The sequence below is a fragment of the Pseudochelatococcus sp. B33 genome (assembly GCF_053570585.1).
Genome location: NZ_JBSEFH010000012.1, coordinates 141,534 through 154,205, shown reverse-complemented (window position 1 = coordinate 154,205; position 12,672 = coordinate 141,534). Strand labels below are relative to the sequence as shown.

General features: G+C 66.6%; 10 protein-coding genes. 5 read left to right on the top strand and 5 right to left on the bottom strand.

The features are described from left to right. Window positions 1-70: 70 nt before the first annotated feature. From ACUSIJ_RS15065 to ACUSIJ_RS15045, 5 genes are read right to left on the bottom strand one after another with little or no spacing between them, the layout of a single operon-like run. A complete protein-coding gene (locus ACUSIJ_RS15065; RefSeq protein WP_449309221.1) occupies window positions 71-1,111 on the bottom strand; it encodes a branched-chain amino acid ABC transporter permease in 1,041 nt (346 codons plus the stop codon). 44 nt (window positions 1,112-1,155) lie between these two features. Next, entirely contained in the window at window positions 1,156-2,046 is an 891-nt protein-coding gene (locus ACUSIJ_RS15060; protein ID WP_449309220.1) for a branched-chain amino acid ABC transporter permease, read from the bottom strand. Window position 2,047: 1 nt separating this feature from the next. Then, window positions 2,048-4,258, bottom strand: a complete 2,211-nt coding sequence (locus ACUSIJ_RS15055) for an ATP-binding cassette domain-containing protein (protein ID WP_449309219.1) — start codon at window positions 4,256-4,258, stop codon at window positions 2,048-2,050. Next, a complete protein-coding gene (locus ACUSIJ_RS15050; protein ID WP_449309218.1) occupies window positions 4,255-5,082 on the bottom strand; it encodes an ABC transporter ATP-binding protein in 828 nt (275 codons plus the stop codon). Before ACUSIJ_RS15050 ends, ACUSIJ_RS15055 begins: the two co-directional genes overlap by 4 nt. A gap of 5 nt (window positions 5,083-5,087) precedes the next feature. Next, a complete protein-coding gene (locus ACUSIJ_RS15045; protein ID WP_449309217.1) occupies window positions 5,088-6,404 on the bottom strand; it encodes an ABC transporter substrate-binding protein in 1,317 nt (438 codons plus the stop codon). 230 nt (window positions 6,405-6,634) lie between these two features. Here ACUSIJ_RS15045 and ACUSIJ_RS15040 point away from each other — a divergent pair, with 230 nt between their 5' ends. Genes ACUSIJ_RS15040 through ACUSIJ_RS15020 form a run of 5 tightly spaced genes read left to right on the top strand, consistent with a single transcriptional unit; the run spans window position 6,635 to window position 12,582 of the window. After that, the gene (locus ACUSIJ_RS15040) at window positions 6,635-7,768 is read left to right on the top strand and encodes a phosphotransferase family protein (RefSeq protein WP_449309216.1); all 1,134 of its coding nucleotides are present in this window, start codon (window positions 6,635-6,637) and stop codon (window positions 7,766-7,768) included. Window positions 7,769-7,778: 10 nt separating this feature from the next. Then, window positions 7,779-8,954, top strand: coding sequence for an acyl-CoA dehydrogenase family protein (locus tag ACUSIJ_RS15035; RefSeq protein ID WP_449309215.1), 1,176 nt, complete (start codon window positions 7,779-7,781; stop codon window positions 8,952-8,954). Beyond that, window positions 8,951-9,724, top strand: a complete 774-nt coding sequence (locus ACUSIJ_RS15030) for an SDR family NAD(P)-dependent oxidoreductase (RefSeq protein WP_449309214.1) — start codon at window positions 8,951-8,953, stop codon at window positions 9,722-9,724. The genes ACUSIJ_RS15035 and ACUSIJ_RS15030 overlap by 4 nt, the downstream gene beginning before the upstream one ends. Continuing rightward, complete coding sequence (locus tag ACUSIJ_RS15025; protein ID WP_449309213.1) at window positions 9,718-10,902, top strand: CaiB/BaiF CoA transferase family protein; 1,185 nt, start codon at window positions 9,718-9,720, stop codon at window positions 10,900-10,902. The genes ACUSIJ_RS15030 and ACUSIJ_RS15025 overlap by 7 nt, the downstream gene beginning before the upstream one ends. A 36-nt stretch (window positions 10,903-10,938) precedes the next feature. After that, window positions 10,939-12,582 (top strand): acyl-CoA synthetase, encoded by a 1,644-nt coding sequence (locus ACUSIJ_RS15020; RefSeq protein ID WP_449309212.1) that lies wholly within the window; start codon window positions 10,939-10,941, stop codon window positions 12,580-12,582. Window positions 12,583-12,672: the final 90 nt, after the last annotated feature.

Sequence of the window (12,672 nt, the reverse complement as noted above, 5' to 3'; positions counted from 1 at the left end):
TTTTGATTGAAAATGCAGGTCCATCAACACCGATGGACATCGGGCCCGGCTCTGGGATTTAACCGGGACATCAGTATTTCAGCGGCCAGAGGCGCACCTTGTCGCGTACGCGTCCTACCAGGCGGGCAAGGCCGCGTGGTTCGAGGATCAGGAAGCCGATGATCAGGCTGCCGAAGATCATATGCTCGAGATTGGCGACGGTGTCGGGCCGTATCGAGCCGCCGAAAAGCGTGGCCAGATTGGTGATGGCCAGCGGCAGCAGGACGATGAAGGCCGCGCCGAGAAACGCCCCCAGAATGCTGCCAAGGCCGCCGATGATGATCATGAACAGGATCTGGAACGAGCGATGCAGGGTGAAGGCCTCGATATCGACGTTACCCAGGTAGAGAAAGCTCCACATGGCGCCCGAAATGCCGCAGAAGAAGCCGCAGACCGCAAAGGCCATGAGCTTCGCGCGCCGGGTCGGGATGCCTGTCAGAACCGCCGCGGTTTCCTGATCCCGGACGGCGAGCCAACCCCGCCCCTCCGGAGAACGGACAAGGTTGGCCGCGATCAGGGCAAGCGCGATGACGCTCACGAACGCCAGAGTGTATCGGGCGGCGATCGACGAAAACGTGAAGCCGAAGAGGCTGAGCGCCGGCGTGCTGACGATGCCCGACGCACTGTTCAGATAGAGCCACGGGACATGCGTGCAGGTCCATTCGATCATGAACTGCGCGGCGAGCGTGGCGACCACCACGTAAAGTCCGCGGATGCGCAGGCTCAGCAGACCGAAGAGCGCGCAGACCGCCGCCGCGATCAATCCCGCCAGCAGAAACGACACCGGGAAAGGCAGGCCGGGCAGCCGAATGACGAGGTTGGCCGCCGCATAGGCGCCCACCGCCATGAAGCCGCCCGAACCGAGCGAGATCTGCCCCGCGTATCCGGTGAGGATGTTCGTCCCCACGGCCGCGAGCGACAGGATCAGGAAGGGCAGCAGGATCGAGCCCAGCCAGTAGTCGCCCGCAAACAGCGGCAGCACGACGCCGCCCAGCACCAGCAGCGCGGCAAGCCCCAGGCGATCGCCCGCTATCGGGAACAGCGCCAGTTCCCGCGCATAGGAAGTCTTCATCCGATCAGCATTGCCATGGAAGACCATTGTTCAGACCCTCGCGTTCAGACCCTCGCCACACGGTTGCTGCCGAAAAGGCCCGCTGGCCGGAAGATCAGCACCGCAATCGCCAGCGCATACGGAAACCAGTTTTCGATGCCGCCGCCGACGTGCGGCCCGATGTAGACTTCCGCCAGTTTCTCGCTTGCGCCGATCAGGAGCCCGGCGGCAATGGCGCCGGGGATCGAGTTGAAGCCGCCGAGGATCATTACCGGCAGCGCCTTGAGCGCCACCAGCGTGAGCGCGAACTGAACCCCGAGGCGCGCGCCCCACACGAGCCCGGCAACGAGCGCGATGAATCCCGCGGCGCTCCACACTACCGCCCAGATCATGCCCAGCGGCACACCGGCGACCTGTGCGGCCTGCGTATCGTCCGCCACCGCCCGCAATGCGCGCCCGACACGGGTATAGGTGAAGAACAGCGACAGGCCGAGCACCAGCACCCCGGCGACAGCCGCCGTCATGAGGTCGGACTTCGCAATCAGGATATCGCCGAGAAACACGGGGTCTTCGGGCAGACCGAGGTCGAGCCCGCGCACCTGCGATCCCCACACGAGCTGCGCGAAACCCTCGATGAAGATCGACAAGCCGATCGTCGCCATGAAGACGATCATGTGATCCTGCCCGAGAAGCGGACGCAGCACGGCCCGCTCGATGGCCACGGCCAGCAGCACCATCACCACCAGCGTGGCGCCGAAAGCCGCCCACCAGGGCAGGCCGAACTCCGAAAAGCCGACGAAGCTCAGGGCCGCAAAGAGCACCATCGCTCCTTGCGCGAAATTGAATACGCCCGAAGCCTTGAAGATGAGCACGAAACCGAGCGCCACCAGCGTATAGGTGACGCCGGACAGGAGCCCGCCGATCAGCACCTCCAGAAAGAACGAGAATCCCGTCATCTCATCCCCCGTTCGCCGCGCCCGCCGCGTGGGCTCGCGCAATGGGCGTTTTCGTCACCGGCGTGTCCGCCACTTGGATATCCGCTTGGGCGTCCAGTTGGGCGTCCGTTTGGATGTCCCCTTGGATATCCCCTTGGATGTCACCCTGGGCGTCCGCACCCGTCCCGAGATAGGCACGGATGACCTCCGGGTTCTCCCGCACCTCGGCCGGACTGCCGTCGGCGATCTTGCGGCCGTAGTTCAGAACCACGACCCGGTCGGACAGGCCCATGACCACGCCGATGTCGTGCTCGATGAGCACCACCGTGGTGCCGAGATCCCGGTTCACCGCCCGGATGAACCGGCACATCTCCTGCTTTTCCTCGTGGGTCATGCCGGCCATCGGCTCGTCGAGCAGCAGCAGGCGCGGCCCGGTGGCGAGCGCCCTCGCCAGTTCGACCCGCTTCTGCAGGCCGTACGGCAGCGTGCTCACCGCAGCGTGGCGCAGATGCGTGAGATCGAGAAACTCCAGCAACGCCTCGGCCGTGCGGCGCTGCTCCGCCTCTTCCCGCATCGCCGCGCGAAGGCGCAGCGCCCTGGCCAGGAACGACGCCCCAAAACGGGCCGACCGCCCGGCCACCACGTTCCCGATGACATCGAGCCCCGGGAACAGGGCGACGTGCTGGAACGTGCGCCCGATGCCGCTGCGCGCGGCCTGAGCCGGCCGCATGCGCGCCCGGGCGCGGCCTTCGAAAACGATATGGCCGCTCCTTGGCGTATAGACGCCATTCAGCGTGTTGAGAAACGATGTCTTGCCAGCCCCGTTCGGCCCGATGATCGACAGGATCTCGCCCTTGTGCACCTGCATCGATACGTCGGTGAGAGCCTTGATGCCGCCGAAGGACACGCTGACATTGCGCACCTCCATCAGCACCTCGCTGCCTGTGTGCTGCCGGCGGGCGGACGTGGCGGCAGCCACGGGCGGCTGGGGACGGCGGAAGGTCCCGCGGCGGACGAGGCCGCCCAGGGTCAGCTCATGCATCGCGAAGCCGGCGGGACGCAGCTCGAACCCGTCGACACCCGCCGACCGGGCCGCAGCGGCGAGCGCATCCTCGACCGCAGCCGGACCGCCATCATCCTGCAGGCGGGCGAGCACCACCGGATCGGCGGCGATGTCGGCGCGCCATCCCCGCCCGGAGGCCGTGACGCGCGCCCGGTCGACAATGGGGTGATCGCGCAGCAAGGCCTCGCGGCGCGCCGCCTCGTCCGCTTTGCCCGACACCTCCAGCGGAACGCCGTAACCGCGCAACCGGGCCAGGGCCGCCGGCGAGATGGCCCCGTCGGAAACGCGTGCCAGCCGGCATCGGGACAGTCCGACGACGTCGAGCAGCGACCGCGTGAAAATGCGGTCTGACACCGGGCGTACCGCGTTGCCGCTGCGGCCCAATCGCCGGCGGATATCCCGGTCGAGCAGTTCCCAGGCGCGGGCGGGCGCGATCACGGCGTTCGGCACGACCTCGTGCAGGTCGATGGGAAAGGTGGCCGGCCCCTCGACGCACGCCACGCTCGCGCCCGTGGCGAGCGGCAGGACGAGCGACACCGCAGCGTCCTCCATGGCGGAAACCGGCAGGAACGCGATCAGGCGATCGCCGCTTCCCACCCCCGGCAGCCGGGCCCTGGCCCACTCGGACAAGGCCCCGGCAGCAAGCCGGATCGGGGCCGGCCGATCCGTCAGGCCCGGATCGTGCAATACCACCGACGCCTGCGTCATCTCAGGCAATGCCAGCTCATCCGCGGCGCGAAGATCGGACAGCAGAACCGTCTCGCCGGCCCAGGCGCGCGCTGCTTCCGCATTCTCGGCGACGACGAGGTTCGCCGGAACATCCGGCGGCCCGAACCGGCGCAGAAACTCGCCGCCGAGCGGCACGACATCGGCGCCGATGGCGTGAGCGGCGACAATGGCGGCGTAAAGTTCCGGACGGTTCTCGCCCAGAATGATGACGCACCCGCCGGGCCCGACCCCGCGCACAGCAAGCCCCGCAGCCTGTGACCTGACGAGGCCGAGGAAGGCCGCACGGGTCCATTCCTCCCATATCCCGGCCCGCTTGTGACGCATCAGCACCTGCGCAGGGGCATCGTCCACAAGCCGCCGCAGCCAGAGGGCAAGACTTTCGCCGTGCCCGCTCTCGAACCGGACCACCCGATCGGAGGCGCTTGCAGCCACGCTGTTCATATCAGCCACCTCCGCCTTTCGCCGATGGGAGCTCCTTCGGCTTCGCCGAAGCCGAGATAGCTCGCCTTGATTTCCGGATCGGCCGCCAGCACCTTGGCCGGCCCTTCGCGCGCGACGCGCCCGTTCTCGATCAGATAGCTGTAGCTCGCATAGCGCAGCGCCACCGCGGCGTTCTGCTCGGCAAGCAGGAAGGTCACACCCTCTTCCTCGTTCAGCCGGCGGATGATGCCGAAGATCTCTTCGACGAGCTGGGGCGCCAGTCCCATGGAGGGCTCGTCGAGGAGGATCATCCGGGGTCTTGCCATCAACGCGCGGCCGATCACGCACATCTGCTGCTCGCCGCCGGACAGGAGACCGGCCGGGGATCCGCGGCGTTCCTTGAGGCGCGGGAAATAGGTGAGCACCATGTCGAGCGTGCGCGCCACGGCCGTCGCACCATCTTGCCGCGAGAAGGCGCCAACCCGCAGATTGTCCTCGACAGATAATGCGCCAAAGGCATGGCGCCCTTCCATCACCAGCGACAACCCGCGCGAGGCGAGCTGCGAGGCGTCGAGCCGATCGATCCGTGCGCCGTCGTAATCGATCGACCCCTTCCTGATCTGGCCGCGTTCGGATTTCAGCAGGCCGGCGACGGCTTTCATCGTCGTTGTCTTGCCCGCACCATTCGCCCCGAGCAGCGCAACGATCCCGCGGGAGGGTACCGCAAGCGACAGGGAGTGCAGAACGTGCGCCTGTCCGCCATAGACGACCTCGATCGCATTGACCGACAGCAGCGGCGTGGCGTCCGCGCCAGCGGCAGCGGGGGAGAGTGATGCGTGTGCCATCGACCCTACTCCGCCGCGGAGCAATCGCGCCGCTCGATGCCCTTTTCCGCGGCGAACTGCGCAGCCGAGGCCTCGATCAGGGGACGCACGATCGCGGGGTCGGGATCGAGCCAGTCCGAGATGGCGTTCCATTGCTTGCCGTCCCACTGCTGCATGAGGGCCCTGCCACCGCCCTCGTGATCCTCGCAGGTGATGGCGATCTCCGCCATCAGGCCCTCGAGGCCGAGTTCGCGCAGGCGATCGGTGGTCAGCGTGAGATGTTCGAGGCCCCACTGCACCTCCTCGCCGGTCAGTGGCCTGTTGCCGAACTTTTCCATCGCGGCCCGGATGCCCTCGGTCACGATGACGGCGTGAAGGATGCCGCGCACGAAGTAGGCGGAACCGATCCGGTCCGGCGATACATGCCCCTTGCCCTTGTCGTACACGTGGGTCCGAATGTCGTCGAATACCGGGAAATCTGCGCCGACGGCGTGGAAGCTCGCCGTAATGAACCCTTCTGCCGCGTTACCGGCCGGAATGACGTCCTCCTCCGAGCCCGACCACCACCAGCCGATGATCCGATCGCGCGGGATGCCAGCGCGCTGGGCCTCCTTCAGCCCGGCGGCCGTCGCCGCGCCCCAGCCGCGAAACAGCACCCAGTCGGGCCGCGCCTGGCGCACCTGCAGCCAGACGGCGCGCTGGTCGAGCCCGGGCGGGGCGATCGGGAACGTCTGCACCTCGAAGCCATATTTCTCGGCCTGGGCGGCCAGCACGGCCTCCGTCTCGCGTCCGGCGGCAAAATCCATCACGACATTGGCGATCTTCTTGCCGCGCAACGCCTCGAACCCGCCCTCACGTTCGGCAATCCACCGGATCGTCGCTGTATTCTCGCTCCAGTAGTTGGCGACGGCCGGGAAAATGTACGGAAAGACGCGCCCGTCGGAGCTGTCGGTCCGCCCGTATCCGACGGTAACGCTCGGGATCTTGTCCGCCGTCATGCGGTCGATCAGCGCGTAGACGCCGCCGGTGCCGGAAGGCGTGAACGCGGCCGCGCCAGTGGGCCCCATGCCCTTCTGGCGCTCGTAGCATTCGATCATGCGGTCGGGCTGATAGCCGGTTTCGCACTCCTGATAGACAAGCCGGACACCGTTGATGCCGCCATCGCGCTGGTTGAGCAATTCGAGGTAGTCGGCATAGGCGCCGTAGATGCCGACACCGCCGGCCGCATAGGGCCCGGTGCGGTAGATGGAGACCGGAATGAACTGTTCGGCCTGCCGGGCCGGCGCGGGTGACGCGGCGGCGAAAATGGCCAGCGCCAGCGCGCCGGATTGCAGAAATCGCATCTTGTCCTCCCTCATGCACGGGATATCAGCCCGTTTTCTGTGTTATTGTCGGACTATAAAATGCTCCCAATTTTCATGTCAAGACCCCCTCAGAAACAGGGTTCATAAAATTATTGTTAAATATCATGTATTTATAAAATATTCTCTTGAACTCGGATTATATAATTGTTTGATCAGTTGACGTTTTTAAATTTTTGTCCGACAGTTTTGACGATTGATGGAACAGGACCATGCCGACGACATCGACCCAAGCAACTTTCCAGGGCGCCCTTCTGGCAGCCCCCCCAATAGCCCTGCCGACGAACGCCTATCTGCGCCCGCTCGAGACATCGACCCCGCTCGACCATGTGCAGCTGGCAGCAGAACTGGAAAAGCAGGGGCTCGCGCTGGATACGGCCTTCCTCCCCCGCCAGTTCGCCGGCGGGCTTGCGAACATCAACTATCTGCTTCGTCTTGAGGAGGGCAGTTGGGTTGTCCTACGCCGACCGCCCGGAGGCCCGCTGCCTCCGGGTGCGAACGACATGGTGCGGGAACATCGCATCCTGTCGACCCTCTGGCGCGAACTCCCCCTCGCTCCGCGCAGCCTGCACCTGTGTACGGATACCGACGTCATCGGGGTCCCGTTCCAGATTCTCGAATTTCGCCCGGGCATCGCCATCCGCGGAGACAGCGTTGCCCCTCTGTCCGGCACCCCGGAAACCGGTGCCGCGCTGTCTGCCATGCTGGTCGGGGCGCTGGCGCGTATTCACGCCGTCGATTTGACAGCCGTGGGCCTCGACGCGCTCGGCCGACCCGAGGGGTTCTTTGCCCGGCAGGTCGCCGGCTGGATCGGCCGGGCGGAAGACGCCTGCGAGGGCGAGCTGCCGCCGGCCGCGCGGGAGGTCGTCGGCTGGCTCGCCGCCTGCCCGTCGCCGGAACAGGACGTCCCGGTCCTGCTGCATTGCGATTTCAAGCTCGACAACGTCCTCCTCGACCCCGAAACGCTCGGACCGGGTACGGTGGTGGATTGGGATATGGGCACGCGCGGGCCGGCACTCTTCGACCTCGCGACCCTGCTGTCCTACTGGACGGAGCCGGACGACCCGGCGTGCATGCATCGTCTGGCGCAGATGCCGACGGCCGGACCGGGATTTCTGACCCGGGAGGCGGCGGCAGAAGCCTATGCCCGCGCGACCGGCAGGACCGTCGGTGGAATTGCGCCCTACAGGGTGCTGACGATCCTCAAGCTGGCTGTCGTCTTCCTGCAGCTGCACCGCCGCTTCAGGAGCGGCGAAACCACCGATCCGCGCTACGCCGCTTTCGGCGATCTGGGGCGGGACCTCTTTGCCTTCGCGCTCGACGTCGCGCGGGGCCGACTGTTCTGAAGGATCACCGATGGATTTCTCGCTTCCACCCGAACTGATCGCGCTCGAAGCCCGCACCCGCGCCTTCGTGGCCGATCGGATCATCCCGCGTGAGGCGGACCCGCGGCGCGGACCGCACGGTCCGGAACCGTCCCTGCGCGACGAACTGGTGGCGCTTGCCCGCGAAGCCGGATTGCTCAACCCGCAGGTGTCCGCCGAGTTCGGCGGCCTCGGCCTCAGCCATGTGGGCAAGGCCGTGGTGCTGGAGGCCGCAGGCTATTCCATGCTCGGCCCCGTTGCCATGAACTGCGCAGCCCCCGATGAAGGCAACATGCATTTACTGGAAGCGGTCGCGACGCCGGAACAGAAGGAGCGCTGGCTGCGTCCGATGACGGAAGGCCGCACACGCTCCTGCTTCTGCATGACCGAACCCCATCCCGGCGCGGGATCCGACCCCGGCGCCCTGCTGACCGTGGCGGAGAAACGCGGCGATCGTTTCGTCATCCATGGCCGCAAATGGCTCATCACCGGTGCGGAAGGAGCGGCCTTCGCCATCGTCATGGCCCGGACGCTAGTGAATGGCGAGGATGTCGGCGCGACCATGTTCCTGGCCGACCTGCCGGCCCGGGGCTTCACGATAGCGCGCACGCTCGATTCCATGGATTCCAGTTTCGCCGGCGGTCACGCGGTGGTCGATCTCGAAGGGCTGGAGGTTCCCGAAACGGACGTGCTGGGAGCCGTGGGCAAGGGATTTCAGTATGCCCAGGTGCGGCTCGTGCCCGCCCGCCTCACCCACTGCATGCGCTGGCTTGGCGCCGCCCGGCGCGCCCACGACATCGCCACCGACTACGCCCGCCGCCGCGAGGCGTTCGGCCAACCGCTGGTGCAGCATGAGGGCGTGGGGTTCATGCTGGCCGACAACGAGATCGACCTTCACGTCACACGGCTCGGCATCCGGCATTGCGCCTGGCTGCTCGACCAGGGCGAGCGTGCCTCTGCCGAGAGCAGCATGATGAAGGTGCTGGCCTCCGAGGCGACGTTCCGCATCGCCGACCGCGCGGTGCAGATCCTCGGGGGCCTGGGCATCACCCGCGATACCGAAGTCGAGCGCATTTTTCGCGATATCCGGGCCTTCCGCATCTACGACGGCCCGTCCGAAGTGCATCGCTGGAGCATCGCACGCCGACTTGCAAGGAAACAGGCATGAACGTTTCACCGCTTCGCCGCGGACTCGACAATCTCGCAGGCCGCACCGTCATCGTCACCGGCGGCGGGCGCGGGCTCGGCCGGGCCGTTGCCCAGGGCTTCGCCGCCGAAAACTGCAACGTGCTGATCGTGGGACGCGACCGCGGCACCCTGGAGGAGGCCGCTGCGGCCATGGGCAGCAATGTCCTGCCCTGCCCCGCCAACGTGGCGAATGAAACGGACGTCGAGGCCGTGTTCGCGACCGCGCGCGACAGGTTCGGCCGTGTCGACGTTCTGGTGAACAACGCCGGCATCAACCCGTTCTACAAGCGGGCCGAAGACACGACACTGGCCCAGTGGCAACAGATCATCGACGTCAACCTGACGGGGGTCTTCCTCACCTGCAAGCATGCCGGGCGGGTCATGCTGGAGCAGCGATCGGGTTCGATCGTCAACATCACATCGGTCGCCGCCAGGGTCGGGCTCGACCGCACCACCGCCTACTGCGCCGCCAAGGCGGGCGTCGAACTGTTGACCCGCCAGCTGGCTGTCGAATGGGCGGATCGGGACGTGCGCGTCAACGCCGTCGGCCCGGGTTACTTCGCCACCGACCTGACCGAGGGCCTGCGCCAGAACGAACGGCTCGCGGGACATGTGATCGCGCGCACACCGCTTCGCCGCTTCGGCGCCCCCGAGGAACTGGTTGGGGCCTGTCTTTTCCTGGCTTCGGACGCGGCAAGCTACGTCACGGGGCATTCACTCATGGTCGATGGAGGCTGGACCGCATGCTGACTCAACCCGCCCTGGACGGCATCCGCGTCCTCGACCTCACCCGCCTGCTGCCCGGCGCCTTCGCCACCCAGATCCTCGCCGACATGGGCGCGGACGTGCTCAAGATCGAACAGCCCGACGGCGGCGACTACAACCGCGCCTTCCCGCCGATCGCCAAGGCCGAGTCCGGCTCGTTCCTGCTGCTGAACCGCAACAAGCGCAGCATCACGCTGAACCTCAAGACCGCCGAGGGCAAGGAGGTGCTGCGCGCGCTGGCGCGCGAGGCCGATGTGCTCATCGAAGGCTTCCGTCCCGGGGTGATGGAGCGTCTTGGCCTGTCCTACGAGAGCCTCTCGGCCGACAATCCCGCCCTCGTCTATTGCGCCATCTCGGGCTACGGCCAGACGGGACCATGGCGGCTGCGGCCCGGCCATGACATGAACTACCTGGCCGAGGCAGGCGCGTTGCAGCTGTTCGGCAAGGCGGGCGAGGGTCCGATCGTCCCCGGCCTGTCGATCGCCGACGTCGGCGGCGGCTCGCTGACCGCAACGACCGGCATCCTCGCCGCGCTCGTCGCCCGCGGGCGGACGGGACGGGGCCAGTTCATCGACATATCGATGCACGACGGCGCCATCTCGTGGCTTTCCCTGCACGCCGCCGATGCGCTCTTTGCCGGCATCGAGCCCAAGGGAGGCGAGCGCCCGTTCATCGGGCAGGCGCCCTGCTACAACGTCTATGAATGCGCGGACGGCCGCCATGTCGCGCTGGGCGCCATCGAGGAACATTTCTGGCACCGTTTCTGCGATGCCTTCGGCACGCCCGAGCTTCGCAGCCGGCAATGGCCCGAGGGCGAGGAAGCCCGCCGGCAGAAGGCCCTCCTGCAGGACCGGTTCCTGACCCGGACGCGGGATGAATGGGTGGCGACGCTGGAGGCGGCGGACATTCCCTTCGGCCCGGTGCTCGGCATCGTCGAGGCGTTGGAGAGCGATCACGCGCGCGCCCGCGGCATGCTGGAACACGTCGACCATCCGGTCGAGGGGCGCGTGCCGCAGCTGGGCTTTCCCATCAAGATGTCGGACACGCCCTGCACCATACGCTTGGCGCCGCCCCTGCTCGGCGAGCATACCGAGGCCGTTCTGACGGAACTCGGTTACGATGCGGATCGAATCGCGAACCTGCGCGCGGCAGGGGCGATCTGACGGCAGAAGCGAAAAGAAGGGAGGGAGAAAAACACCATGCCACGCAATATGCAGAACTACGCGGTCACCCGTGCCGCATTTCGCTGGTCGGTGCCCGAACGGTTCAATTTCGCCACCGACGTGGTCGATCGCTTTGCCCGCGAGGGCGACGGCCCGGCACTGATCTGGGAGAACGCGGCCGGAGAGGGGCGCACGCTCCGCTTCTCCGATATTGCCGCCGCCTCGACGCGCTGCGCATCCGCGCTCGCCGCGCGCGGCATCGGCAAGGGCGACACGGTGCTGGTGATGACGCCGCGCATTCCCGAATGGCAGATCGCCATCGTCGCCTGCCTGCGCATCGGCGCCGTCCCCATCCCCTGCATCGAGATGCTGACCCACAAGGACCTCGCCTACCGCATCCGTCACGCCGGGGTGAAGGGCGTGGTCTGCCGCGGCTCGCAGGCCGGCAAGTTCGACGGGCTCCTCGAGGGGGTCACGGCGCGGCTCGCCATCGGCGGCGCTCCGGGGTTCGACGACTGGGAGGCAGCGCTTGCCGCGGGCAGCCCGGCGCATCCTGCGGCGCAGGTCGCGGCGGACGATCCGGCCATCCTCTATTACACCTCCGGCTCCACCGGCATGCCCAAGGGCGTGCTGCATGCCGCACGCGGCCTTTACGCCTGGCGCGGCTCGGCCGAGTTCTGGCTCGACCTCGGTCCCGGCGACATCATCTGGTGCACGGCCGACGTGGGCTGGTCGAAGGCCGGCACGTCAATCCTCTTCGGCCCGTGGAGCATGGGTGCGTGCAGTTTCTTCTACGATGGCCCCTTCGACCCGGCCGAACGGGTCCGATTGCTCGAGAAGCACCGGATCACGGTCTATTGCGCCCCGGGGACGGAACTGTTCCGCGTCGTGGACGAGGACATCAGCGCCCGAGACCTCGGCCAGCTGCGTCACACGGTCTCCTCGGGGGAGACGTTGAACACGGTCGTGGCGGAGAAATGGCGCAAACGCACGGGCATCCCGATACTCGAAGCCTATGGCCAGACCGAAACCCTGATGACGCTGCTCAACTACCCGTGCGCCGACGTCCGCGACGGCTCCATGGGGCTGCCGCTGCCCGGCCTCGACCTCGATGTGATCGATGCCGCCGGAGAGCGGCTGCCCGCCGGCACCGAAGGCGACATCGCCCTGCTGATGCCCGTTCCGCAGATCATGCTCGGCTATCTCAGGGAGCCCGAGCGCACCGCCGAATGCTTCGTCGAAGGCACGGACGGACGCTGGTTCGTGACCGGCGATCGCGGCTTCCGTGACCGGGACGGCTACTTCTACTACTGCGGGCGGCGCGACGATGTTATCAACTCCGCGGGCTATCGGATCGGCCCGACCGAAGTCGAGAATGCGCTGCTCGACCACCCCGACGTCCTGGAATGCGCGGTCGTAGGAAAACCCGACCGGGAGCGTGGCGAAATCGTCAAGGCTTTCGTCGTCCTGCGCGAGCCCGCGACCGACCCCGAGACGTTGATAAGGGACATTCAGAACCATGTGAAAGGGATTACGGCCCCCTACAAATACCCACGCGAGATCGAGTTCGTATCCGAACTGCCGAAGACGCTGACCGGAAAAATTCAGCGCAAAGCCCTGCGAGACCTTGAAAAAGGACGTGAAACCCAAATAGTGCTCGGTTCTTCAAATCAGCGCTAGAGCGCTTTCCGATCAGAACGCGCTCAAAATCAAAGTGTTGCAGAGCATTTTTCCGATTTCGTGAAATCGAAAAAATACTCTAGGCCAGTC